Here is a 25674-nt window from a genome sequence, read left to right on the forward strand (position 1 = left end):
TAAAATGATGCGACCATTTCTTGCAGCGATCGTGCTGGCCCCGTTCGCCCTGCTTTGCACCTGCGGCCCCGCCCCCGCTTACCCGGAAGACGCTGAGTCTCTTACGGCAGGGCAACTCATCGAGCGGGCCATCACCGCCCACGGGATGAACGGCTGGGATACCCTGGCACGGCTGACCTTCACGTTTCGCGACCGCAGCTACGGGGTCGATAAGCGGGGTGGGACCTTCAGCTACACGCGGGAATTCATTGACTCGACGGGTAGCGCGATCAGGGATGTACTTACGAACGAGGGGCTGGAACGCTTCCGGGATGGACGACCTGATTCGCTTACTACTAAGGATAGTATAGCCTACGCCGGCTCGGTCAACTCGGTACGCTACTTCTTCATGCTGCCCTACGGACTGCGTGACCCGGCGGTGAACGCCGAGCTACTCGACTCGGTAGCAATTGATGGTAAGGTCTATGACCGCCTAGCGGTGACCTTTGACCGGGAGGGTGGGGGTACGGACTTCGATGACGCATACCACTACTTCTTTGACCGTGCTAGTGGGGAACTGGACTACCTGGCCTACAACTTTGCCGTGGAGGAGGGGGGGCTCCGCTTTCGCCAGGCGATCAATAAACGGCGGGTAGGGGGGGTACTGGTGCAGGACTATATCAACTACGGCGTCGACGGGCGGCAGCGGGCGATCGATTCCGTGGTGGAGCGCTACCTGGCCGGTGAGCTACCCGAGCTGAGCCGGATCGAGAATACGGAGGTAAGGATCGAAGCCGGGGGGTAGCAAATCGGTCACGAAGGCCCGCTGCCGCCACCAGGGGTGGGGGAGGCTTAGCCGGTGGTCTTCGTAGCGGATGTCGTCCAGAAAGATGAGGTCGATGTCAATGGTTCTCGGCCCCCAGGGCTGATCCCGCACGCGACCCAACTGAGCCTCGATCGACTGCGTAGTATCCAGAACACGATGTAAATAGGTAGGCTCGATCGCAGTTTCACCGAAAGCACCTAATGAGCAGGTTATGAGTTGGTTGAGAAACTCGGGTTGGTGGGTATTTCCCCAGGCCTTTGTTTCGATGATTGCACTCCGGTAGGTGATGGTCCCCAGCCGGAGGTCGATCGCCTCGCGGGCGGCGGCCAAGGCATTGCTGCGTGCGCCGAGGTTCGATCCGAGCGAGAGGGTTAGTTTTGCCATTCCCCAAAAGTACGTATGACGCTTCCCCCCTTTACCGTGATCGAGGGCAATATCGGAGCCGGTAAGACGACGCTGGCCGAGCGGCTGGCGGTGCAGTTCGGTCGCCGGTTGATTCTTGAGCAGTTTACCGACAATCCCTTTCTGCCCCTTTTCTACAAGGACTCCGCTCGCTACGCCTTTCCGGTCGAGCTATTCTTTATGGCCGAGCGGCATAAGCAGTTGGAGGCGGAGCTGGCCCACCGCGAACTGTTTACGCAGGCGGGTACGGTGGCTGATTACCTATTCGTAAAAACCCTACTCTTTGCCCGCAACAACCTCTCGGAACAGGAGTTTCGCCTATTTAACCGGCTGTTTACCGTGATGGATGCCGGCTTCCCGGACCCCGACCTGGTGGTATACCTGCACCGGCCGGTAGCAGCACTTCAGGCAAATATCCGGCGGCGGGGTCGACCGTTCGAGGTCGGTATAACGGATGCCTACCTGGCATCGGTACAGTCAGCCTACTTCCGTTACTTTCGGTCGGTGCCTCACCTGCCGGTGGTGGTGCTTGATGTGGGCGATACCGATTTTACGGAAGCCGGAGCGTATGACCGCCTCGTCCAGCTGATCACGCAGCGCAACTACGCTCCGGGAATGCACACGGTTACTCCCTTCGCTCGTCCCCGATCATCTCTTTAGGCCACCGCACCTTCCCCTTGAGGCGGTAGGTGGCTAGGCGGTTGTGGTAATAGTAGAGGAGGGAGAAATTATCGCTGATTAGCCGCCCCTTGGTATCGTAGTGTAGCGGCTTGTCGATGTGGTAGTTGCCGATGCTGTCGATGGCATGTGCGATGATACGGTCGGGCGTTTCACGAAGCTCGTTGGCGACCTTGGCCTTACCCTCCAGTTCCATAGAGAGTAGTCGGTCGCGGATCTGAGTGACTACCTTGACCAGGGCATCCTTGCGGAAGTAGAAATCTTCGGCGGGGAGTCGCAAAATGGCGTACAGGTCGTCTTTGATAAACGTGCGCTCTAGCATGGCAAAAGCGGCGTAGCTTACCAGGTGGCTGGGTAGGACGATGCCATCGGCGTGGTAGCGTTCCACGATACGGTTGGCGAGCAGGCGGGTATACTCACTTTCGCGCTGTAGGTCCTTATTAATCGCGCCGTGCTGATTGCGAAAGTATTCGCGTGTACTGACGTGTCTGCCGCTGAGTGCGTAGCTCTTGCCCTGGACGTCGACGCGATTACCCACGACGTCCAGGGGTTGCCCCAGCGAGATGGTTATCTGGTTGCCCTTACTGAATACTCCCCATACGAACTTCAAGATGCTACGTAGGGAGTGGAAGCTATCCTTGGCCTTGATGTAGCGGTCCTGGCCCTCGCTGCGCAGGTGTTGTTCGATCAGGAACTGGGCCTCGAGTACGAAGGGGTAACTCAGGATGACTGGCACGATGAACACCTTGTCGTTGCGCCCCTGCTGGTAGCGCGCGCGTTGGGCCTCGACGGCGGTTCCCAGTAGTCCCAGCTTGAGTTTTGTCTCCAATTCCCCACTACGTGAGCGGGTCCCTCCGGGGAAGAACAGGGAAGGTACCCCCCGCTGGATGAGTAGCTTGCTCATCGTCTTCAGCGTGGTCATGTAGATGGGATTGCGCTTGCGGCGATCGACGCGGTAAGCCCCCAGACGGTTCATGAAGTAGGCGGTGTAGCCGGTGTTATAAAGGTTTAGCCCGGCGCCGAAGGACATAGCGGGGAGGCCCGCCACCTGATCCAGGGCATAGCCGATGAGGATGCTATCGAGGTTACTGAAGTGGGTGGGTACCACGACTACGGTGCCCAGTTTGCTCAGCTCGCGTACCTGCTCTACGTATCCCCGCACGATGAGTTTTTCCTGCAGCAGGACCTTTTTAGAAAATAGGCTGGTAAAGGTGCGGCCGCTGGCGGCATTCAGCAAGCGGCCGAAAAAGAAGGTCAGGAAGCGCCGGGCGAAGCGAAAGGTGGGAATTTTGAAGGTGCCGACGATTTCCTCGGCGTAGCGACTCACGATCCGGCGCAGGATAGTTTTAGCCGCCTGCTCGGCGGTGGTAGGTTCATCTTCGTCCAGGCTCTTCGTGGCCAGCATTTTAGCCAGGCGCTTCCAGTAGGCGCGCTCCTGGGGGGGATCTACCTTCCAGGGTTCGGTGCGGGTGCGTTCCTGCTCGCTGAAGATGGTCTTGCTGAGTACGTCCGGCAACGCGTCGCCACTTTCCTGCTGGATGCGCTGACAACTGGCGGCTTCCAGAATATTAACGAATTGCTCCCGGTCTTCGCTTAGCTTATAGATGGCCCAGTCCTGGATCTCCGGCGCGGTATGATCGTACCGCTTTCCCTCCCGCTCAAAATCGGGTGGGGGTAGGAAAGTTTCGGTAGGGTTAGCACTCATGGTCCGTCAAATTACCATAATTCGGCAAAGGAGGCAAAGGTAGCGGTCAGACCTATCACTTCGGCTCTCCGTAGAACGGCCAGGGAAGGGAAAGCAGGGTAGTTTCTACGAACTCCAGTATTTCTTCGCGGCCGGTTTCCGTGGTTGCGCTGGTCAGGAAAATCGGGGGCAGCTCTTCCCAGCTTTTGAGGAGTTCGGACTTGAAATCGTCCACGCTGCCCCCCTGCCGGCTTTTCTTCCGATCCGTTTTGGTGAAGGCCAGCACGAAGGGTACCCCGTGCTCTCCGAGCCAGTTGACGAACTCAAGGTCGATGGCCTGGGGTGGTACGTTGCTATCGATGAGGACGAAGGCGGCTACTAGCGTCTGCCGGTTCAGGAAGTACTTCTCCGTGCGGGCCTCCCACTTACCGCGGGTCTTTTTACTCTGCACCGCGTAACCGTAGCCGGGCAGGTCAGTGAGGTACCAGCTGTGGTTGATGAGAAAGTAGTTGATGAGCTGTGTCTTACCCGGTTTGCCACTGGTGTGAGCGAGCTCCTTGCGTCCGACCAGCATATTGATGAGACTGCTCTTGCCGACGTTACTACGGCCGATGAAGGCGAACTCCGGCCGGCCGTCCTGCGGCGTTTGCACCACGCGGGCGTGGCTGGAGGCGAAGGTGCTGGTTTTAATTTGTGCCATGGGTGCTACGTCTCAGACGCTATAAAATACCAACGCCCATCCGAAGCGATCGAATGGGCGTCAGTACACCAGCAGAATGCGTTACGCGTCGTTTTCTGCCTTAGATTTCGACTTTTTCTGCACTTTTTTCGGGCTGATGATGACGTTCATGCGCCGGCCCTCCATCTTCGGCATGGCCTCCGCTGCACCCAGGTCTTCGAGCTCCTTCATGAAGCGCAGCAGGAGCAGCTCCCCACGGTCCTTGAAGACGATGGAGCGGCCGCGGAAATGTACGTAGGCTTTCACCTTCGCCCCGTCTTCCAAAAAACCGCGGGCGTGGCGTACCTTGAACTCAAAGTCGTGATCGTCAGTATTTGGTCCAAAACGGACCTCTTTGATGACGGTCTTAACTGCCTTGCTACGAATCTCTTTCTCCTTACGTTTCTTCTCGTAAAGGAACTTCTTGTAATCCGTCAGACGCACTACCGGCGGACTAGCGTTCGGGCTGATTTCCACGAGATCGAGTCCGAGGTCGCGGCCCCATCCTTTAAGCTCACGAATGTCGAATACGCCGCTCTCGACCTTGCGGCCGAGCTGCTCGCTGATTTGCTCCAGGTTATCGCCTACGAGGCGTACCTCGGGTACCCGGATCATGTCGTTGATGCGGAATTGGGGGGTTGGTTCTTCTCTGCGTACGTAGCGATTGCGGCCGCCGCCTCTTCTCTTAGCCAATAGCTTGGTGTTATGTGATAGAAATGTAAGGGGGTAAAGGTAAAATTGTTTGAACTGGTGGTTAAGTCGGCAGCCGAGCGGGAAGACTACTCTTCGGAAGCTACGGCCTCCTGTTGCTCGATTACAAGCCCGTCGGCGGACTCATTCATCTTCGCCATGAGGTGTGCACCACCCTCGGGATTGTTGTTGAGGATGAATTCCGCAAGCGGGTCTTCGATGTACTTCTGGATGGCACGGTGAAGTGGGCGGGCACCGAACTGCGGATCGAACCCCTTCTCGGCTACGAACTTCTTTGCAGCGTCGTCCAGCTTCAGACTGAACTCCAGTCCGATCAGGCGCTTGTACAGATCGCTCAGGGCGATGTCAATGATCTTAAAGATCTCTTCCTGACCCAGGCTGTTGAAGATGACCACGTCGTCAATCCGGTTGAGGAATTCGGGCGAGAAGGTCCGCTTCAGGGCATTGTTGATCACCGCCTTGGAATTTTCCTCGGCGTTCTCCGTGCGGGCCTTGGTGGCAAATCCTACACCCTGACCAAAGTCTTTGAGCTGGCGGACGCCAATATTGGAGGTCATGATGATCATGGTGTTCTTAAAATCCACCTTGCGACCCATGCCGTCGGTAAGTTGGCCATCGTCGAGCACCTGCAGTAGGATGTTGTACACATCCGGGTGCGCCTTTTCGATCTCGTCGAGCAAAATCACGCTGTAGGGCTTCCGGCGTACCTTTTCGGTAAGCTGGCCGCCTTCTTCGTAGCCCACGTAACCGGGAGGCGCGCCGATCAGACGGCTGACGCTGAATTTCTCCATGTACTCCGACATATCAATGCGGATCAGGCTCTCCTCGCTATCGAAGATGTACCGTGCCAGGGCCTTGGCGAGCTCCGTCTTACCCACCCCGGTAGGTCCGAGGAAGATAAAGGTGCCGATGGGCTTGCTGGGATCCTTAAGGCCGACGCGGTTACGCTGAATGGCCTTGGTCACCTTGGTGATGGCGTTGTCCTGCCCGATGATCGCAGCCTGCAGATCGCTTTCCATGCCCACGAGCTTTTTGCTCTCGTTCTGGGCTACCCGGCGGACCGGAATACCGGTCATCATGCTGACTACCTCGGCGATATCCTCCTCGCCTACCGGGTACCGTTTGGTCTTGGCTTCTTCTTCCCACTGCTTTTTGGCGTCCTCCAGGCTGCGCTGCAACTTGGATTCCTGATCACGTAGGTCGGCGGCACGCTCGTACTGCTGGTTTTTGACCGCGGAGTTCTTCTGTTCCTTGACCTCCTCGATCTTGGCCTCTACCTCTTCGATGTGGGCCGGAACGGTGATGTTCTTCAGGTGAGTACGGGCACCAACCTCATCGAGCACGTCGATAGCCTTATCGGGCAGGAAGCGGTCGGTGATGTACCGGTCGCTCAGTTTCACGCAGGCTTCGATGGCATCGTCGGAGTAGTCCACGTTGTGGAATTCCTCGTACTTCGGCTTGATGTTATTAAGAATGTGTACGGCCTCATCGGCGCTCGGCGGATTGACGAGGACCTTCTGAAAGCGACGGTCGAGGGCTCCATCTTTCTCGATGTGCTGCCGGTACTCGTCCAGCGTGGAGGCGCCGATGCACTGCAGTTCGCCCCGGGCCAGGGCTGGCTTAAAGATGTTGCTGGCGTCCAGGGAGCCGGTAGCACCGCCGGCACCCACGATGGTATGGATCTCGTCGATGAATAGGATCACGTCACGGCTTTTCTCCAGCTCGGTCATGATGGCCTTCATCCGCTCCTCGAACTGTCCGCGGTACTTGGTGCCAGCCACCAGGGCAGCCAGGTCCAGCATCACGATGCGCTTGTCGAAGAGGGTGCGGCTCACCTTGCGGTCGCGGATGCGTAGAGCTAGACCTTCCACGATGGCGGTCTTACCTACGCCGGGCTCGCCGATCAGGATGGGGTTGTTCTTCTTGCGGCGGCTCAGAATTTGGCTGACGCGTTCAATCTCGGTTTCCCGGCCGATGATGGGGTCCAGGCGATCTTCCTCGGCCAGGGCGGAGATATCGCGGCCAAAATTATCCAGTACGGGGGTGCGGGACTTAGAATTTCCCTGACCGCGGCCGCCGCGCTGTCCGCCGCGCCCACTGTCATCATCCTCAAAACTTTCCTCCCCGGCACCAGGGGCTTGGTTCATCGGTAGGGTTTCATCTTCGGTAAAATCTTTTTCGTCTTTCACGTAATCGAGTTCTGCTTTGTAGATTTCGTATTCTACCTCGAACTGCCGCAAGATCTTGGTTGCGGGCAGCTCCTTATTGCGTAGAATAGATAGGATGAGGTGCTCGGGACTCACCTGGGAGGTTTTGAGCGCCTTGGCTTCCAGGAAGGTGACCTTGAGCACCCGGTCGGCCTTGTCGCTCAGGGGTAACCGAGAGATCGAGTGGCTGCTGGTTTCGCCTCCGTTGCGTTGGATATTCTCACGGAGCGTGTCGGCTAGCGCATCGATATCCACGGCCAGGTTGCGCAGTACGCGGGTGGCTAGACTTGAACCCATACTTAGTACGCCGAGGAGCAGGTGTTCAGGGCCAACGTAGGTATGGCCCATTTTTTCGGCCTCCTGCTTGCCCCGGGCCATGGCCTGTTTTATTTCCGGGTTAAATTCCCGTTGTGGAGGATGTGGCATTTAATGATATTGGAGTTAGTAGTAAAGCGGGCGGTGCCGCGTTGCTACAGCTAGGCCCTAAAGTTAATACCTATGGGGAAGAACTGTGCCAGTGCGGGGCGACTGCCAAAAAAGCCTGACAAAACGCCGATGTACGCCAACAATATTCGGCCGTTGCGGGCACTTACACTACAGAAACAAGGTGAAGCCTATTTGGTTGGACCCCGCGGCGTACCTTCGTCCCTGCATTAGTCCCAACGTCTGCTACTGTGACCCAGTACATTTTCGCCGTATTTCTTACCCTTGGCCTGTCGCTTTCCATAGGTGCTACTGGCGATAGTCTGTATTTTCTGCTCCCCCGGGATACGGTCGTGCTACACCAAGATCCCGCCTCGGGTCTGCTCCTGTTCGATCACTACCTCGCTCCGCGCCAGACGCTTTACGGCGCGGCCCGCTTCTACGGCTATACCCTTGATGAGATCTACCGGCTCAATCCCACCCTGCGCAAGGGCTACACTCCCGGCACCCGGGTCACCGTAGCTATTCCCCCCACCGCGATCCGTAGTAGCTTCAGTCCTGACAGCGTGGCGTGGTTCGTACCCGTGCGCTACCGCATGGCCCCCGGGGAAACGCTGTATGGCCTGACCCGCCGTACCCTCAATCAGGACGACGACCAGCTCATCCGCCAGCTTAATCCCGAGGTCGACCCCCAGCACCTCAGTCCCGGACAGGTACTCAAGATTGGGTACCTCCGCCTCGACGGCGTACCCCGCGATAGCCAGCGCCGCGTCGAAGACCCCTACATCCTGCGTAACTATACGCTGCGCTCCGAATGGGAAGCCGCTGCCGCCACCAAGTCTCTCCAGGCCGCCAACGGCAAGGCAGCCTGGACCAAACGCGGCGATCCGGGTAAGTTCATGGTACTGCATCGCACGGCCCCCATCGGAAGTCTGGTAGAGGTGACCGACCCGCGTAGCCGCAAGACGCTCTATGCCCGCGTAGTGGGCCGCATCCCGGAGCAGGCTTATGACCCGCGGGTGATCGTGGTGGTGAGCCCGCTACTTGTTAAAGCCTTTGGGGTCCGCGACCGGGAGTTCTACGTGCGTACCCGCCATCTGTAGCCCTCGCTACACGTACCTTCGCCCGCCATGCGGCTGAAGCAACTCGACATTAAGGGATTCAAAAGCTTCGCAACCCAGACCGTGGTCAACTTCGACGCCGACGTCATCGGTATCGTAGGGCCCAATGGTAGCGGCAAGAGCAATATCGTCGATGCCATCCGCTGGGTGCTCGGCGAGCAGAAGGGCAGCGAGCTGCGACTCGATAAGATGACCTCGGTCATCTTCAACGGCAGCAAGCAGAAGAAGGCAGGGAACCTGGCCTCCGTGAGTCTGACCTTTGCCAACGACAAGGACCTACTGCCCACGGAGTATAATATGGTCACCATCACCCGTATGCTTTACCGCAGCGGCGACTCCGAATACCGGCTCAACGGCGTGCAGTGCCGACTCAAGGATATCCGTACCCTTTTCCTGGACACTGGCATCGGGTCCAACTCCTACGCTATCATTGCCCTGGGTATGGTCGACGATATCCTGGCCGATAAGGACAACAGCCGCCTCCGCATGTTCGAGCAGGCCGCCGGGGTGAGTAAGTACAAGAACCGCAAGAAGGAAACCCTACGTAAGCTCAAAAGTACGGAGGACGACCTCGACCGCATCGAAGACGTCCTCCACGAAATCGCCGGCCAGCTCAGTAGCCTTGAAAAACAGGCCCGCCGCGCCCGGAAGTACCGCGAGCTCAAGACCCAGTACCGCGAACTTAGCCTGCTACTGACCGGCATCCGCGTGGAAAAATTACGTATCGATCAGGCCCGCCTTCAGCAGGAAACCACCGAGGCGGAGGATGCCTACCGCGCCGTAGATAGTAAGATTACCACCCTGGAAGCGCAGCTGGAAGAAGCCCGCGCTAAACACGTCGATAAAGAGAAACTGCTCGGCGAGCGACAGCGCAAACTCAACACCCTAGTCGGTGAGCTGCGCGGCCAGGAAAACGACAAACAACTCCTGCAGCAACGCAAAACCTTCGTAGCCCGGCAGACCAAGCAGTTGGAAACGGAACTGGCCACCGCCACCACCCAACTCGCGCAGCAGACCGAAGAGATTGACCAGTTACAAGCGCAACTCGCCACGGCCGTCGCTACCCAGCAGCAGCGGGAGAATGCGCTCCGTGAGGCCCAGTCCGCACTGGATGAGGTACGCTCCGGCCACGCCGGCGTCAAATCTCAGCTCGACGCCCACCTCCGCCAGCAGCAGGAGGAGGAACGCCGCATCTTCGAGCTCGAAAAACGCCGGGCCATCAACGGCAACCAGGTGCAGAACTACCGCTTCCAGATCGAGCGCAACACCGCCGACATGGCCGACCGCCGCGGCGAGCGCGAAAGCCTACAGGAAGCGCTACGGCAGTTGGAAGCCGACGAGGCCGTCCGGCAAGCTGAACTCGAGCAACTCGAACAAAAGGAAGCCGAACGCCGCGGTGCCATCACCACTGCGGAAACCAACGCCGAGCACCTCCAGACCGAGCTCGGCCGCATCAACCGCACCCTCGACGCCCGCCGCAACGAATACAAGCTCACCAAGAGTATGATCGATAGCCTGGAGGGCTTCCCGGAGTCGATCCGCTACCTGAGTAAGCAACCCGGCTGGACCACGGACCCCCAGTTGCTCTCCGACCTCCTACTGGTAGAGCCGGCCTACCGCGCCGCCATCGAAAACTACCTGGAACCTTACCTGAACTACTACGTGGTCGCCACTACCGGAGAAGCAGTAGCCGCGCTTCGACTCCTCAGTGAACGGCAGAAGGGGAAGGCCAATTTCTTCGTCCTAGAAGCTGTTCCAGCAACCAACCTAAAGGAGTTAGGTCAGGAGGCTTCGACGCCCCCAAATGCCCGACCCGCCGCCGCAGTGGTTACCGTCGATCCACCCTACCAACCCCTGGTCGATCGACTCCTCACGGACGTCCACCTCGTCGATACCGAAGAGCTACCCGAACCACCGCTGGAGGGGCAGACCCTACTGTCCACCGATGGCCGCTACATCCGCCGCAACTTCACCCTCACTGGTGGCTCCCTCGGTCTCTTTGAGGGCAAGAAGATCGGCCGGAAGAAGAATCTACAGGTCCTGGCCACGACCATTAGGGAAGCTGAAACCACCGCCGCGGGACTAGCGCAGCAAGTACAGACCGAGCGCAAATCCCTCCAGGAACTGCGCCAGCAACGCCTCGACCGAGAGATCCAGGAGCAGCAGCGTAGCCTCAGTAAGCTACAGCAGCAACGCGCCGGACTACAGGCCCGCGTCGAGGGCTTCACCCGGTTTGATACCGATACCACCGCCACCAACGAACGCCTTAGTGCCGAGGTCGAAACCCTGCAACTGCGCAACACCGAGATCGAAGCGGAGCTCACCACCCTTACCGCACGCATCGACACCCTACGCGAAAGTGTCTCCGGTACCGACGAGACCTACCGCCGCCTGAGCGAAGCGCTCAGTGCAGCCAGCGCCCAGTACAACCAGGAAAACATTCAGTACATCCAGCAGCAAAACCGGGTCAAAAACCTAGAGCGCGAACTAAGCTTTCGCCACAACCGCCGCGAGGAAATTGCCCGCCAGCAAACCGCCAACCGCCAGCAACTTCAGGACCTGGCCCGCGAGGCCCGTCAGTTTGAGGACCAGGAGGTGAACCTGCAGCGCAATCTGGAGTCCCTCTACGCCGACAAGGCCGAATATCAGGCCACCCTCAACTCCGCCGAGCAGGCTTACTTTGCCGCCCGCACGACAATCAACGGCTTGGAGGACCAATTGCGCCGCGAAAACCGCCAGCGGCAGGACGCCCAGGTGCGCGTCAACCAGCTCAAAGAAAAACTCACCGACGTACGCTTCCGTATTAACGGGGTGGAGGAGCGGCTCCAGATCGAGTTCAGCCTTACCCTGCCCGAGCTCGCCGGCATCGAGATCGAGGAGTGGACCGGCACCGTAGCCGACCTGGAACTCAAAGTAGATCGCCTGCGCAGCCGCATCGGCAACTACGGCGAGGTTAACCCCATGGCCGTCGAGGCCTACGATGAGATGAAGGAGCGCCATGAGACCATCAGCGGACAGCGCGACGACATCCTGGCGGCGAAGGATACGCTAGTCAAAACCATCAGGGAGATCGAGGACACCGCCACCGCCCAATTCCTGGACGCCTTTGATCGCGTACGGGTGTATTTCATTGACGTATTTCGTAGCCTCTTTACCGAGGACGACAACTGCGACCTCATTCTCCTCGACCCGGAGGACCCGCTCGAAAGCGGCATCGAGATCGTCGCCAAACCCAAGGGCAAACGCCCGCAGACCATCAATCAGCTCAGCGGCGGCGAAAAGACGCTCACGGCTACCGCCCTGCTCTTTGCCCTCTATCTGCTCAAGCCTGCCCCCTTCTGCATCTTCGATGAGGTCGATGCCCCGCTCGACGATGCCAACATCGCCAAGTTTAACCGCATCGTCAAAAAATTTAGCCGCGATAGCCAATTCATCATCGTGACCCACAACAAGCTCACTATGGAGGCGGTCGACAGCATCTACGGGGTGTACACCACCGAGCAGGGGGGCTCCGGCGTGCTACCCGTACAGTTTACCGAGCTAGCCGGTAGCACCGCCTTCTCGGCCATCTAGGGCAGCGCGTAGGTCGCCGATGTCCCCCAGGTACTTACTCAGGAACGGGAGCCAGGCCGTGAGTCGTTCGAGTTGCGCTGCATCCTGCGGCCCCGCCAGAAGGCCTGCGTAGTACTGCCGGGCGCGCTGCCGTAGGGCGGTACCATTACCTACCCGCCGCAGGGCCGTAAGTACTACGAAGCGATAACGTGAGCCGATACTGATAGCTAGGATCGCATCCAGCATCCTCTCCGGCTCCCGCAGTACGGGGGTGGGGCGAGCGCCCAGGATGTTCATCACCTCCACGTAGACCTTATCGTAACGGGAAGTGAGCAGCTCCCGCAGCCGGCGCTCGATGGGGTAGGGTAGTGGAAGGTTTTCAGTAGCATCCTCGCGGTAGGCTTTGAGCTGAAGGACCGCGTTGCGCTGTAGGCGGGGCACGGGGGAGCTCAGGTACTGAGTCACCACGTCCATTACCATAGGGTAGCCCGTACGCCGCAGCAGCTCCCGCCAGCCGGGCTCCAGTTGCTGCGGCCAGTTTACCGGCGGCAGGTCGACGAAGGCGGGGGACTCAAGTTTGGCGTTAAGGGTAGCCAGGTCTATCCGCGGCGTCTGCGAAAGACGGAGGCTTGCCTGCAGCAGGTCATCGAGCACGTAATAGTCCTGCTCCCGGGTGAATTGAGCTACGAGCTGCTCCTGCATATAATCCGGATCAAGCCCGAAGGACTGCCACACGCCTATGATCGCGTCGACGTAGCTACCCTGGGCACCTAGTACCTCCAAAAGATCGGGTAGCACCGCGGTTTGCTCGAAGCGGGCCAGCCCCCGGACATATTGCTCTACCCGCTGCCCGGCGAACTTACCCCGCTGGTACACCGCCCGCAGCCGCGGTAGCGTATCCGCGGTATCGCAGAAGTGCTCCAGCCCCCGCAGTAGATCGGCGGCAAAGGGGTGACGGCCCGGCCGCTCCAATTCCCCCAGGAGGTAGGTGCGGGCGCGCTCGGTGCGGAAGCTGCCGATCAGTTGGTACACCAGCTCCGAGGTCTGGGTAAATTCGAGGCCAAGTAGCGTAAGTAGGAAATCAAACAGCTGAGCCTCAAGTGCTATGAGCTGCTGCCCGTCGCGCACCTTAAGTAGCTTGCGCAGTGTTTTGTCCACCACCCGCTGCCGAAACGCAAATACGCCCATCCACTGAGCGTGGGCGGCCCAGAAGCGGCCATACTCGCTCGTTGCTACTCCGGCTCCCCCGGTAGACCGAAAATGAGTAACTAAGCCCGTTAATTCCGTTGGTTGTACGCTCATAAACAGTACAGCCTCAATACGGTAGGCTAGGGTAGCACCGAGTCGTTCGAAGTAGGCAATTGCATCGCGCCAACTAGGTCCGTAGGTGAGTTTGTACACGCTTTCCGGTAGACCCGCTAACGGCAATTGCACGTCCTCCACCCTTCCCGCCGCAGTTAGCGTGATACCGTAAGCGGCTTCCCCAAAGGGCGTAGGCAGCGAAATGGAGTGGGTAGGCAGCGACATGGCAGAGGTGTCAACAGCGGCAACCGCAATTTAGATGACGACCACCCGGTCCTTTCCGAACGGTGGGTCGGGGGGCAGCTTAAGTTGCTCGCCCTCCGTACGGAAAATACCGAACACGACCGGTATCGCATAGGCAGTAGTGGGATAGTCCGTCTCCCCGTCCGTCAGCACCAGCACCACATCGGGGCGGGGCCGCAGGTGCAGGGCGGCTTGGATGCCGGCGGCCATGTCCGTCCCGCTGCCGCCCGGTAGGTAGTTGAGCCGGTAGGCCTCCTCGGCCGCGATCAAGCGAACCGGTTCGTAAGCTTGTATATCACAGGGAACGATGGTCACCGGGTATGCGAACTGCCGCATGACGGCAGCGACTTCGCTGAGTGCTCGCTGGAGGTCCGCTGGTTCCATCGAACCCGAGGTATCTACTACGATGACGATGCGCGCGGTGCGGTCACCCGCCAGACTGGGGGGCAGGATGGGGTGGTACACCGACTGGCGCCGATTTGGCCGGGCGTAGCTATAGTCGGTGCGCGCGCCCACGCCCCGCTGTATCGCCACACTCATCCGGTGGCCGAGCCGCTGCCGCCAATCGGTACGGCTACCGAGCACTTCGGTGGCCCACTCGCGCCAACCTGCCGGTATGCGATCCGCCTCGGCCTCGCGGGTACGGCGGGCCACTTCGCGGCGTAGGATTTCCTCATCGAGCGGGCTGAGCTCCTGCCGGTCGCCCTCCTCCCAGGCGCGCGCCTGTCCGTGTACGCCGCTACCTTCATCGATCCGAAAGTCGTACGTCTGCTCGCTCGCGTCCATCGCCGCCAGGTAGTTCTCGGCCAGTTGCCCCCGGGTAAACCTGAACTGTTCGGGTAGCATGCCGGGGTAAGCGGCGGGCATGTGTAGCCCCTCCCAGTCGGAGTCGTTGATCTCGAAGTCGCAGGCGATATTCCAGCGGCGGGCGTCGCGGCCCGGGGCCCGTTCGGCGTGCTGCCGCAGCCGGTGACTGATCTCGTGCACCCAGAGAAAGGCCAGTTCACCCAGTGCCCGCAGCCGGTCGCGACCGTGCCAGATATCGGCTACTACCTCGGGATTCCAGTACACGTTGTAGTGCAGGTCAATGGCCGCCACGTCCACCCGCGGCGTGACGATGATGCGGCAACGAAACAGGGCGGGGGCAAACCACGGCAACTGCTCGGCGGCGTAGGCCCGGGCGAAGCGAATGTGCTCCACCAGCCGGGCAAAGGAGTTAGCTGAGGACATCGACGAACTCACTAAAGGCTGGATCGCTAAACACCGAGCTAATCTGGTCAAGGAGGTGGGCAGTGCCGTTCGCCTGCGGTTGCCCCTGCGACCCCGCCACTAACTTGTTGAGCCAGCCGGCGCGGGCAAGCTCCTTGAGGGGGACGAAGATAATGTCGCGGCGTCCGTCATGGAACACCCGCTCGGTGAGGTCGAGGTAGCGGCTGGAGTAGGATACGAGCCGGTCGGTACCGAATGCGTCCAGCAAGTGTGCATTGAGGCCGAGGAAGATAACGTAGAGCTCGGCGTCATCGAGGGTGCTCACCTCGAGGTCCGTCTCACCGGCCAGCACGGCACGAGGGTCGGGGAGCCGGAGATGGGTGAGGTACTCCAGCAGAGGGATGGCGGTGGCCTCGCCCAGGCAGCCGCTGAGAAGGTTGAGGATGACGGTCTGCGCCCGGGCCGATCCAGTGCCGAGCCGGTACCCCAAAAGGTCGCACGAACAGAGCAGGGCGGCGGCAAAATCCCAGCTACGGGGGCTGGCGAAGCCGTATGGGTTGTCTTCCGGAGAGCTGTGTAGACTGTTAGGGCGCAGACGCAAAAAGGCACCGATCCTAAGTTTCCAGTCCGGCAAGCGGCGGCGGTGCTCTGCGGGGTCGATCTCGGGCAGGGTGCCAGTCTGCCAGCCCTGGGTAAGGGAACGGATGTAAAGGGCTTCGGGGATCTCCCACTGCAGATGGACGAAGCGGTTGCGCAGCGGCGGGGAGAGCTCCCATCCACCGACCATGAGGTCCGGGGGATTAGCGGCGGCCACGATACGCACCCCGGCCGGGAGATCCTGAAAGCCCACCCGGCGCTCGAACACTACCCGCAGTAGGGCAGACTGTACGGAGGGAGGGGCCGTACTTAGCTCATCGAGAAAAAGAATACCTGCGGGGTAGTTAGCGAACTGATTCACCCACTCGGGAACGGCGTAGCGTACCGCACCCTGGTCCAGGATCGGCAGCCCACTGAAGTCGGTGGGATCGTGAATAGAGGCGATGAGGGTAGTGACTCGGAGCTGGTCGTTGGCCAGTCCCTCAATAAAACTGGATTTACCCACGCCGGGACGGCCCCAGAGCAGCACGGGGATACCAATGGGGCCCTGAGGGGAAGGAGTAGCCAGGGCGATGAGCAGGGCCTCGGCACCGGTGGGTAGGTAAGCAGACGTGTCGATCAGAGACTGAGTTCGGGGGTGAGCTGTTCGGGAACGGTGCCGGCCAGGACTTCGGCCACGCGGGTCCAGCGGATAGCCGGGTAGCGATCGTTGTTTAGGTCGTAGAGTTTGGCCCGGCCGCTGAGCATGTTGCGCATGTACTGCATGCCCTGCCAGGCGGGGTAGGTTTGGTCCCTGCCGGGGGCCACCAGGCGGGCTACGTCGATAAGGGTGGTGAGGGCACCGATGCCGCCGGCCCAGAGTACCTTATAGGTCTTACCGAAGGCTTCGGTAGCGGCATCGGCTAGTTGGCGCGGAGTGAGGGTGTCGCCGGCTACGCGTAGGTAGCGGGGGGTATCGGTGTCGAGCGCCGCCAGGGCGGTGTAATCGGCCGTGTTGGCAATGGTGGTAAAATCAAGGGGTTGATCGGCATCCCCCCAGTAAAGTACGCGATTGATCTTTTGTAGTACCAGGGGAGCTTCCCCCGTCAGCAGGTCGGCGAACATGCCATTGAGCACGGAGGTAGCACGAATGGGTGCTGCGTTGAGGATACCATGGAATTCCCGGCGCAGGTCGAGATTGCGGTTCGTGCCCCGGGGCAAGTGGGTAAAGTCGATGCTGAAGTCGGAGGGTATGAAGCGTGGTACACCGGCATCGACGGCTGCTTCCAGCAGGTTGGTCTGGGTGTCGACGATGGTCTTTCGGAGTCCGGCCAGGGCAGAAACCACGCAACTACCGCCCCGACAGGCTTCGGTCAGCTCGGTGACTTTGGTGAAGTCCGCCTCGCGAATCTCCGCCCCCGCGTTGCGCAAGTCCGCCGTGCGCTCCGCGGCGGTGCCGGGTCGGACGATAGCCCGCAGCGTGCCGCCGACCTGGAGGATGGTCTGGCCGATCTGGCGGCCGAGATTGCCGGTAGCACCGGCCAGGATTATGGGGGAGGAGGGAGCGTTCACGGATGACATACCATAAATCGGCTCCGGTGGGGTAAATGTTTTACTCGTTCGTGAAGCGATATACGGCCGTCAGGGCCACCGCCTGGGAACTGAAACCGGCACTGAAGTTAATGACTCGGGCATCCCCGTTGCCGTAGAGCAGGCTCACGCTGGGAATCGTCTCGATGCCCACTAGGAAGTGGTCGGAGGCCTGGTAGAGAAAGCCCAGTACGTAACCAATGCCGGGCTGTACCGTGGCCAGGAAAACATCGTCGGTGGTGCTAAGACCGAGGGATAGAAAGAATTCCGGACCGCGCACGAATTGCACCCGATCGGCGATGGTACGGCGCGTCTCTTTCCCAATGGACGCCCCTGCATTGAATGCCCCGACGCTGGTGCCCTCGACGTCGATAAACGTGAGTTGACCAGTGAAGAAGCGGTAGCGGCGGTAAGTGTCTTCGGTAAGCGACTTTTTGTAGATCAGGTCGAAGTCCTCTAGGCCCGTGAAGCGGAGACCGAGCTCGCGGTTCCGTGCGTCTTGAGCCCTCACGCCGGAGCATAGGGTCAGAGAAAGGATGATCAGTATGGAGTAGCGCATAGGTTGTGGATTGAAGCGGTAATTGATTGAATGAATGACGCTACTTCCCGGCCGCCTCGTAGTGGTTTTCTCGACTTTAGTACCACATTAACTAGCGGAGCATCCTAAGGGGAACTTTTGCGGCAATCCATCCCGTTAGCCATCCGCACATTCACCACGAAGCACTCATCTATGATCACCGGAAAAGACCTCATCGCGCTGGGCTACAAACCCGGAAAATGGTTTGCTGAAGCCCTAGCGCACATCAACGCCCACGCACTGGAGGGCGAAACCCTGACCGATTACCTCGAAGCCCACCGCCCCCGCACTATCGACCCCGACCCCTACGGTAAGCCCTACTACCGCAACATTCGCGCCGAGACTAACGAGGAGCTCGAGAACGTCAAGTCGGTATTCGCCACCATGGACGAGCTGATGAGGACGCCGACTGTGGTCACCGCCGCCGTGATGCCCGACGCCTGCCCCACCGGGGCCAAGGGGCAAATCCCCGTCGGTGGGGTAGTAGCCGCCAAAAACGCCATCCACCCCGCCATGCATAGCGCCGACGTCTGCTGCTCGGTGATGATGACCAAGCTCGGCGATGCCGACCCCAGGACCGTACTCGACGCTGCCCAGTCCATCACCCACTTCGGTGGCGGCGGCCGGGAAGACCGCTTCGACCTCCCGCGGGAGTTGGCCGACCGCATGGCCGCCAACCATTTTCTGAACGACGAGAAGAGTCGGCAGCTCGCCCAGTCCCATCTCGGCACCCAGGGCGACGGCAACCACTTCCTGTACGTAGGCCGCTCCGCCGAGTCCGGGCACACCACCCTGGTGACCCACCACGGCTCCCGGGGACTGGGCGCCTACCTCTATAAGCAGGGTATGCGCGTAGCGGAAAATTTCCGGCGCGAGCTTAGCCCAAAAACCAAGTCCGTTAACGCCTGGATCCCCTTCACCGAGGAGATTGGTAAGACCTACTGGGAAGCCCTACAGATCGTACGTGAGTGGACCAAGTTGAACCACGCCGCCCTACACGCCCGCATCGCGGCGGCCGTAGGTAAACCCGTCGACGGTCGCGTCTGGAACGAGCACAACTTCGTCTTCCGCGACGGCGAGACGTTCTACCACGCCAAGGGGGCTACCCCACTAGCCGATCACTTTGTGCCGGATAGCACCGATGGCCTCCGGCTCATCCCCCTCAACATGGCCGAGCCCATCCTGGTCGTGCGCGGGGAGGCTACGGAGACCAATCTCGGCTTTGCCCCCCACGGCGCGGGTCGCAACATGAGCCGTAGCGCCCACAAGCGCAGCAAGGCCGGTCGTAGCGATCAGGAGATCTTCGAGCGGGAGACTCGTGGGATCGACGTGCGCTTCTACTCCGGCTTTATCGACATCAGCGAGCTACCGAGCGCGTATAAGGACGCCGACACCGTGCAGCGGCAAATGGAGGAGTTCGGCCTCGGTACGGTCGTAGACCGCATCATGCCCTACGGCTGCATCATGGCCGGCGACTGGAAGCAGGACCCCCCCTGGCGCAAGGGCAAGCAGCGTAAACGGAAGTAAAACGCGCTCCGTACATTGCCCGCCAAACTCTTCTCACCTTGGCGACCTACAGCATCGGCTACGACATCGGCTCCTCCTCCGTAAAGGCCGCCCTGGTCGACACCTCTACCGGCAAGGTACTGGCCCGCGTACAGGCCCCGCAGGAAGAAATGGGCATGCAGGCCCCCCAGCCGGGCTGGGCCGAGCAGGACCCGGAGCTATGGTACCGCTACGTCATCGCGTGCACCCAGGATATTCTGGCGCGGACGCAGGTGCAGGCCCAGTCGATCAGGTCCATCGGCATCGGTTACCAGATGCACGGCCTCGTGCTGGTGGATGGAGCAGGCGAGGTGGTCCGTCCGGCCATCATCTGGTGTGACGGGCGGGCGGTGGAGACCGGTGCCAGGGCCTTCGCCGGAATCGGTGAGGACCGCTGCCTGAGCCACTGTCTTAACAGTCCCGGCAACTTTACGGCAGCCAAGCTTAAGTGGGTAGCCGATCACGAACCGGACAACTACGCGCGTACCGCCCACGCTATGCTCCCCGGTGACTATATCGCATTGCGGCTGACGGGCAATGCCACCACGACCATCACTGGACTAAGCGAGGGGGTCATGTGGGACTTTAAGCGCAACGAGCTGGCCGGACTGGTACTGGATGAAATGGCGCTCGACACCAACAAGCTTTGCACCCGCGTCCCCGCCGTAGGAGTACAGGGGAAGGTGAGTGAGCAGGGGGCTAAGGAAACCGGTCTGGCTGCGGGCACCATCGTCGGCTACCGCGCCGGGGACCAACCCAACAACGCCATCAGCCTGAACGTCACTCAGCCCGGTGAAGTCGCTGCTACGGCCGGCACCAGCGGGGTGGTGTACGGGGTGACCGATAAGCTGGCCTTCGACCCCGCACAGCGGGTCAACAGCTTTGCCCACGTAAATCACGACAGTGGGCAGAATCGCATCGGTATCCTGCTCTGCATCAACGGTACGGGCATCGCCCACCGGTGGATCCGGCAGCAGGTGTGCGGGGAGGATACCACCTACGATCAAATGGAAGAACTAGCGGCCTCGGTGCCGGTGGGTAGCGATGGGTTGTACTTTCTACCCTTCGGCAATGGGCCGGAGCGGATGCTCCAGAACAAGGACATCGGTGCACGCCTTGGGGGGCTCAACTTTAACCGGCATAGCCGGGCCCACCTCGTGCGGGCCGGTATCGAGGGGGTGGCCTTTGCCTTAGTGTACGGCATGCGCATCATGGGGGAGCTCGGCGTGGACCTGAGTACCATCCGCGTGGGCAATGATAATATGTTCCAGAGTGCGGTATTCGCCGAGACGGTGGCTACCCTGACCGGTGCCTGCATTGAGGTACACAATACCAACGGAGCAGTAGGGGCGGCGTTGGCTGCAAGTGTAGCGGCGGGAGGAAGTGAAGACCTGGCCGCTGCCGTAGGTCGCCAGGAGGTAGTAGCCTCGATTACCCCCGATGAGGCCCGGCGGGAAGACATGCAGCGAACCTACCTCAGATGGACGGAGGCATTAGAGCGCACGCTGGCAGAAGTCTAATCTAGACTTCATCCCTTCACCCCGTAGCTGACCGGCGCATCGGTATTGTAGAAAAAGAAGCTCCACATGTCGGCCTGCTCCTCGATCGACTTGCTGATGGGCTTACCCGCCCCGTGGCCGGCGTCGGTTTCTACCCGAATCAGTACCGGCCGTTCGCCGGCCTGACTGGCCTGCAGTTTTGCCGCGTACTTGAAGCTGTGGGCCGGTACCACCCGGTCGTCATGGTCAGCGGTGGTGATCATGGTGGCGGGATAGTCGGTGCCTGGCTCCAGATTATGCAGCGGACTGTAGGCGCGCAGTACGGGGAACATGCTGGAGTCCTCGCTGCTCCCGTACTCCGGGATCCAGCCCTTGCCGACGGTAAACTTGTGGTAGCGTAGCATGTCCATCACCCCAACGGCCGGGAAGGCCACGGCGAACAGGTCCGGCCGTTGCGTCATGGCCGCTCCCACCAGCAGGCCACCGTTGGACCCTCCGGCAATAGCGAGTTTTTCCTTACTGGTGTACCCCTGCTCGATGAGGTACTCGCCGGCGGCAACGAAGTCGTCAAATACGTTCTGCTTATTCTTGAGCATCCCCCCCTGGTGCCATTCCTCTCCGTACTCCCCGCCGCCGCGCAGGTTCGCCATGGCGAAGACGCCACCGTTTTCGAGCAGCGGGATGCGCATGGCGCTGAAGCTCGGTGACAGACTGATATTGAATCCGCCGTAGCCGTAGAGGTAGGTAGGGTTTTCACCGTCTAGCTCCAGCCCCTTTTTGTGCACCAGGAACATCGTCACCTCCGTGCCGTCCTTACTGCTATAGGTGACCTGCTTTTCTTCGTACTCGGCGGGATCGAACTTCAGCTCCGGCTGGAAGAAGGGCTTACTCTCGTTAGTCGCTACGTTATACGAAAATATCGTGGGCGGATAAATGAAGCTGGTGTAGACATAAAAGAGCTCCTTTTCCTCCTCCTTGCCCCCAAAGCCGCCGGCTGAGCCTACGCCGGGCAGCTCGATGACGGTCTTATCGTCGCCGTCGTAATTGAGCCGGTAGTAGCGGTCGGTGGCGCGTTCCAGGTAGTTGGCGAAGAGGTAGCCACCGCCGGTATTGACGCCCTGCAGCAGGTTCTCCGCCTCGGGGATGACCTCCCTCCAGTTGCTCTTCCCCGGTTTGTCGAGGTTGATTTTGACCAGGCGGTAGTTGGGGGCACCGATGTCGGTGTGCACCCAGAAGTCGCGGCCGGCGGTGTGCACGACCTGGCTCTTGTTCTTGGTATCCGAAAACAGCGCGATGGGCTCGATCTTTGCCGGTAGGGTACCACTGTCATCGAGCGGCAGGTAATAGGTCGCAAAGCCATCGGTGCCCGGGGCGGCGTACATGATGAAGTAGTCTTCGTCCTCGCTGGTACCTCCGTAGTGGTAATAATTAGGGTTGGCCTGGTCTTCGTACACCAGGCGGTCGGTGCGCTGGGGCTCGCCCAGGCGGTGGAAGTACACCGAGTGGTTGGTGTTATTGCCCTTGAGTACCTCCCCCGCGGCCGGGGCGGGGTAGCGACTGTAGAAAAAGCCGTCGCCGTACCAGCCCGCTCCGCTGAATTTAACCCACTCAAGCTCGTCGTCGAGGTCCTGATTGGTGGCGATCTCGCGGATGTAGATCTTCGTCCAGTCGCTGCCGGCATCGCTGCGGCTGTAGGCCATATACCGGTTCTGCTTATCGGCGCCGAGTAAATTGATGCTGGTAGTGCCCTCGGCGTTAAGGGCATTGGGGTCGATGAAGACCTTCTCCTGACCGTCCATTCCCTCCTTGTAGTAGATCACCGACTGGTTCTGTAGTCCATCGTTCTTGGAGTAGAAGTAGTATTTGCCCACCCTGTACGGACTGGACAGCCGCGGGTAGTTCACCAGCTCGGTGAGCCGCTCCTCGATGGCCTCGCGGAAGGGGATCCGCTCCAGGTAGCCGAAGGTAGCCTTATTCTCTTCTTGGACCCAGGCCTTGGTTTCGGCACTATTGTCGTTCTCTAGCCAGCGGTACTCGTCGGGTACCGTGGTGCCGAAGTAATCATCGGCCGTGGAGTCCGTTCGCGTCTCGGGGTAGGACACCGGGATGGCGGGATAGTCAGCGCTGCGCATGGTGGTGGGTTTCGGTTCGGTGGTACAGGAGGCCACTAGCAGCGTACAAAGCAGGAGGGGGAGGAATAGTTTATCCATTCGCCTAAGTTAAAAACTGTAGCGCAATCCGTTGCTCCATTCGTAGGTCGTGGCCGGTACGTCCTCCAGTCCCTGCACCAGCAGCGCGTCGTGGGTGATGCTATATTTGGTGTTAAAGGCCAGCCGGTCGGTCAGCCGCAGACTTAGGGAGGTGATACTCGACAGCCGCGGCAGCCGGAAATCCGGGATCACCGGCTGGTAGTAGGTCGTGTTGTTAACTACCACATTAGGCAGCGGAAAGAGCGAAAAGCTCAGGTAGCTACTCAGCCGGTGGTCGCGGTAGGTAATGGTGCCCTCGGCCACCTCATCGTATTCGTACATGTACAATACCCCCAGGTAGACCCGATTTTTCCCGCTAGAAATCAGTTTAAGCCGTGGCCCGGTACCGATAAGGGTGCGTAGCCCCAGCCGCAACTGCTCATTGTACTGCACCTGCGTAAAGGCCTCCCAGCGCCATACCTCACTCAGGTAGCGGGCATAGCGTAGGTGCAAAAAGCCCGCATTCAAGGCGTTGTTCCCACTCACCTGTACTAGCCGGTAATCGGCCAGCGCTAGGAGTGCCTGATCGGTGCCCTTACGGTCCACGCGCACGTTGCCGTTCAGACTCACTACTTTATTCTGGTTGCGCGTCAGGTTGCCGCCCAGGTCGATCTGCCCGTACCAGCCCAGGGTATCGAATCCCCGCCGCTGGTCCTCAATGTTTACAATTTGAGCGCGTACGCAGGTGCAGGGAAGGACCCCCGCCAGCACTACGACGACCCACCAGCCGCTCCACTTCATACCCCTAGATGCCCTCCGGTTGGGTGATGGGGTGACCGGCGGTACGCAGGTAATGCGCCCCGCCAAACAGTACACCGGCGAAGAAGACATCACCCGCCAGGCTATTGAGCAGGAAGGGAAGTCCTGCCGTATAGGCTGCTAGCAGTCCCGCCACCGACCGTGGATACAGCGACGAGCCCAGCCAGGTGCCAAAGTTAGTGAGCAGGAAAAAGAGCAGCGTAGTCCCAATTGTCACCCCGCCTAGCCGCAGCCAGCTGAACTCCTTACCACGTAGTAGCCCGAAACTCAGTATCACCGTAAGTGCAAAACCCAGGTACACCCAACTGTTGAAGCCCCAGTAAAATCCGGTATAGTACTCGCTATACAGCACGTTATTCAGCGCAAGGTCACTCAGGTAAAGCGCCAGGAAGGGTACCACCCAGGCCATCCACCTGCGGGGAAAAGCCGCTGCTCCGAATAGGGCCATCGCTGCGACGGGTCCGAAGTTTGGCCAGTGGGGTAGCAGGCGGCTGCCGGCGGCGAGCACGACCAGTCCGATGAGTACGGGTAGGTAAGTACGGCGGCGGGGTTGGGGTGTGGGCATACATCAGTCTTGCGAGCCGCAAAGATAGGAAGGGATGCCTTACACAGCAGCCACGGGCCGCAGGACCGGTAGTTGACTAACTTACGTCGGCGGCATTTACCGTTTTGCCGTCAGCGGAAAGGGTGAGGTCATGGGGCCGTCCCAGCGTACCCCCGAAGAAAGCCGCTCCGGCACCTGCCAGCAGGCCGAGAAATCCGAGAATAGAGGCGGTAGCCAGCGTGTCGGCTACGTCACCCCCTACCTCCTCGGCCGTTTCACCCAGCTGCTCGAGCTTTTGTCCGGCGGCCGCCCTTGCTTCCTGGTACTGCTGCGCCCAACCGTCGACGGTACGGCGAGCCTCGGCCTCCGTCTGATCGGTGCGGGCCACGATGACATTCACCAGTGCGTCCTTATCGGCGGCGTTGACCACGTTCTCCCCACGCTGGGCGATACGGTCGATGATGTCGTTAACCTCGCGACCGGCTCCGTAGGGGCTGCTGGCCACGTCACCCGCGTTGCGCTCTACGGTGTTGGCTGCAGCCTGGGCATCTTGTTCCAGGTTGTCGGGATCGAGAGCGGGCTTCCCCGTGTCCTCTAGGAGTTGGAAGGCCTCGCGGCGGATGTTCTGCAGGCTAATGTCCGAATTCTGTAGCCCCTGCTCGATGCGCTGGCCGAGGTCATCCGGTACGGCAGCCCCCACCGCACTACCCGTAGCCGAGGCCACGGTGGAGATGGTAGAACCCACAATATTGAAGACGCGGCCTACGGCGGAATTGAGAATGTACAGGCTCAGCAGGGTAAATAGCGCCCAGGCTAGCACCCCGTGTAGTCCAGCCGTAGTTTCTTTGGGAAACCCTGCGAGTCTGCCGGCTACGTAGCCTCCTACGAATAGGGCGATGAGATTAGCCACGACGTACCAGATGATGGCCCCGGTGCCAATGCCGGAAAACGGGTTGGCCTCGGTGGTCGGATTGATGGTACTCAGCCCGATACCTACGCCCAGCAGGTTGAGTGCGAAGCTGACCGCGATAGCGATCAGCGTACCGGCGATGATCGCTCCCCAGCGTACCCGATTGAAGGCAGCGTATTCCAGGGGGTAGGTCTCGGCGGTGTCGCGAATGGGGCGGCGCGGCGCGGGAGCAGGTGTGGGATTGGTAGAAATGGCCATAAGTGTGGAAATGAGGTTCGTGAGTTATGTTGTTTGGGTGTTGCCCGTATTCACAATAGGTGGGTTAGTAGCTATTATGTTCACCCCATTACAAAGTAAGGCACTGTCTGGA

The 25674-nt window shown here is 60.1% G+C and carries 20 protein-coding genes; 6 read left to right on the forward strand and 14 right to left on the reverse strand.

Features of this window, described 5'->3' with window-relative positions; genetic code table 11:
• The first annotated feature begins 4 nt into the window (after positions 1 to 4).
• Positions 5 to 784 carry a DUF6503 family protein gene (locus ACOOHD_RS03620; RefSeq protein ID WP_420460202.1) on the forward strand — a complete coding sequence of 260 codons (780 nt, stop codon included), beginning with the start codon at positions 5 to 7 and terminating at the stop codon, positions 782 to 784.
• Here the strand turns inward: ACOOHD_RS03620 and folK are convergent.
• Complete coding sequence (gene folK, locus ACOOHD_RS03625; protein ID WP_420460203.1) at positions 728 to 1189, reverse strand: 2-amino-4-hydroxy-6-hydroxymethyldihydropteridine diphosphokinase; 462 nt, start codon at positions 1187 to 1189, stop codon at positions 728 to 730. The two genes, ACOOHD_RS03620 and folK, sit on opposite strands and share 57 nt — an antisense overlap.
• 15 nt (positions 1190 to 1204) lie before the next feature.
• On the opposite strand from folK, the gene ACOOHD_RS03630 reads away from it, so the two are divergent.
• Positions 1205 to 1867 carry a deoxynucleoside kinase gene (locus ACOOHD_RS03630; RefSeq protein ID WP_420460204.1) on the forward strand — a complete coding sequence of 221 codons (663 nt, stop codon included), beginning with the start codon at positions 1205 to 1207 and terminating at the stop codon, positions 1865 to 1867.
• Here ACOOHD_RS03630 and ACOOHD_RS03635 read toward each other — a convergent pair.
• The 4 genes from ACOOHD_RS03635 to ACOOHD_RS03650 all read right to left on the reverse strand — a co-directional run bounded on the left by ACOOHD_RS03635 (position 1833) and on the right by ACOOHD_RS03650 (position 7631).
• Positions 1833 to 3590 (reverse strand): 1-acyl-sn-glycerol-3-phosphate acyltransferase, encoded by a 1758-nt coding sequence (locus ACOOHD_RS03635; protein WP_420460205.1) that lies wholly within the window; start codon positions 3588 to 3590, stop codon positions 1833 to 1835. The genes ACOOHD_RS03630 and ACOOHD_RS03635 overlap by 35 nt on opposite strands.
• Before the next feature lie 55 nt (positions 3591 to 3645).
• Complete coding sequence (yihA, locus tag ACOOHD_RS03640) at positions 3646 to 4269, reverse strand: ribosome biogenesis GTP-binding protein YihA/YsxC (protein WP_420460206.1); 624 nt, start codon at positions 4267 to 4269, stop codon at positions 3646 to 3648.
• Between the two features lie 81 nt (positions 4270 to 4350).
• On the reverse strand, positions 4351 to 4980 hold the full coding sequence (gene infC, locus ACOOHD_RS03645; protein ID WP_420460207.1) for a translation initiation factor IF-3: 630 nt from the start codon (positions 4978 to 4980) through the stop codon (positions 4351 to 4353).
• Between the two features lie 86 nt (positions 4981 to 5066).
• Positions 5067 to 7631 carry an ATP-dependent Clp protease ATP-binding subunit gene (locus ACOOHD_RS03650; protein WP_420460208.1) on the reverse strand — a complete coding sequence of 855 codons (2565 nt, stop codon included), beginning with the start codon at positions 7629 to 7631 and terminating at the stop codon, positions 5067 to 5069.
• Between the two features lie 248 nt (positions 7632 to 7879).
• On the opposite strand from ACOOHD_RS03650, the gene ACOOHD_RS03655 reads away from it, so the two are divergent.
• Both ACOOHD_RS03655 and smc read left to right on the forward strand, forming a co-directional pair.
• A complete protein-coding gene (locus ACOOHD_RS03655) occupies positions 7880 to 8731 on the forward strand; it encodes a LysM peptidoglycan-binding domain-containing protein (RefSeq protein ID WP_420460209.1) in 852 nt (283 codons plus the stop codon).
• Between the two features lie 27 nt (positions 8732 to 8758).
• The gene (gene smc, locus ACOOHD_RS03660) at positions 8759 to 12322 is read left to right on the forward strand and encodes a chromosome segregation protein SMC (protein ID WP_420460210.1); all 3564 of its coding nucleotides are present in this window, start codon (positions 8759 to 8761) and stop codon (positions 12320 to 12322) included.
• Here smc and ACOOHD_RS03665 read toward each other — a convergent pair.
• The 5 genes from ACOOHD_RS03665 to ACOOHD_RS03685 all read right to left on the reverse strand — a co-directional run bounded on the left by ACOOHD_RS03665 (position 12290) and on the right by ACOOHD_RS03685 (position 17780).
• Positions 12290 to 13828: a hypothetical protein gene (locus ACOOHD_RS03665; protein WP_420460211.1), complete on the reverse strand. Its 1539-nt coding sequence runs from the start codon at positions 13826 to 13828 to the stop codon at positions 12290 to 12292. The two genes, smc and ACOOHD_RS03665, sit on opposite strands and share 33 nt — an antisense overlap.
• Before the next feature lie 30 nt (positions 13829 to 13858).
• Complete coding sequence (locus tag ACOOHD_RS03670; RefSeq protein ID WP_420460212.1) at positions 13859 to 15076, reverse strand: DUF2201 family putative metallopeptidase; 1218 nt, start codon at positions 15074 to 15076, stop codon at positions 13859 to 13861.
• Entirely contained in the window at positions 15063 to 16181 is a 1119-nt protein-coding gene (locus ACOOHD_RS03675) for an AAA family ATPase (protein WP_420460213.1), read from the reverse strand. Before ACOOHD_RS03675 ends, ACOOHD_RS03670 begins: the two co-directional genes overlap by 14 nt.
• Before the next feature lie 89 nt (positions 16182 to 16270).
• Complete coding sequence (locus ACOOHD_RS03680; protein ID WP_420460214.1) at positions 16271 to 17212, reverse strand: NmrA family NAD(P)-binding protein; 942 nt, start codon at positions 17210 to 17212, stop codon at positions 16271 to 16273.
• 31 nt (positions 17213 to 17243) lie between these two features.
• On the reverse strand, positions 17244 to 17780 hold the full coding sequence (locus ACOOHD_RS03685; RefSeq protein WP_420460215.1) for a hypothetical protein: 537 nt from the start codon (positions 17778 to 17780) through the stop codon (positions 17244 to 17246).
• A 171-nt stretch (positions 17781 to 17951) separates the two neighbouring features.
• On the opposite strand from ACOOHD_RS03685, the gene ACOOHD_RS03690 reads away from it, so the two are divergent.
• Both ACOOHD_RS03690 and ACOOHD_RS03695 read left to right on the forward strand, forming a co-directional pair.
• A complete protein-coding gene (locus ACOOHD_RS03690) occupies positions 17952 to 19325 on the forward strand; it encodes an RtcB family protein (RefSeq protein WP_420460216.1) in 1374 nt (457 codons plus the stop codon).
• A gap of 38 nt (positions 19326 to 19363) precedes the next feature.
• Complete coding sequence (locus tag ACOOHD_RS03695) at positions 19364 to 20863, forward strand: xylulokinase (RefSeq protein WP_420460217.1); 1500 nt, start codon at positions 19364 to 19366, stop codon at positions 20861 to 20863.
• 8 nt (positions 20864 to 20871) lie between these two features.
• On the opposite strand, the gene ACOOHD_RS03700 is transcribed toward ACOOHD_RS03695, so the two are convergent.
• The 4 genes from ACOOHD_RS03700 to ACOOHD_RS03715 all read right to left on the reverse strand — a co-directional run bounded on the left by ACOOHD_RS03700 (position 20872) and on the right by ACOOHD_RS03715 (position 25562).
• Positions 20872 to 23052 (reverse strand): prolyl oligopeptidase family serine peptidase, encoded by a 2181-nt coding sequence (locus tag ACOOHD_RS03700; RefSeq protein ID WP_420460218.1) that lies wholly within the window; start codon positions 23050 to 23052, stop codon positions 20872 to 20874.
• A 9-nt stretch (positions 23053 to 23061) separates the two neighbouring features.
• A complete protein-coding gene (locus tag ACOOHD_RS03705; protein ID WP_420460219.1) occupies positions 23062 to 23832 on the reverse strand; it encodes a DUF481 domain-containing protein in 771 nt (256 codons plus the stop codon).
• Between the two features lie 4 nt (positions 23833 to 23836).
• Entirely contained in the window at positions 23837 to 24415 is a 579-nt protein-coding gene (locus ACOOHD_RS03710) for a DUF6580 family putative transport protein (protein WP_420460220.1), read from the reverse strand.
• A gap of 76 nt (positions 24416 to 24491) precedes the next feature.
• Positions 24492 to 25562, reverse strand: coding sequence for a hypothetical protein (locus tag ACOOHD_RS03715; protein ID WP_420460221.1), 1071 nt, complete (start codon positions 25560 to 25562; stop codon positions 24492 to 24494).
• Positions 25563 to 25674: the final 112 nt, after the last annotated feature.

Source organism: Neolewinella sp., from assembly GCF_965214665.1.
Lineage (GTDB): Bacteria > Bacteroidota > Bacteroidia > Chitinophagales > Saprospiraceae > Neolewinella.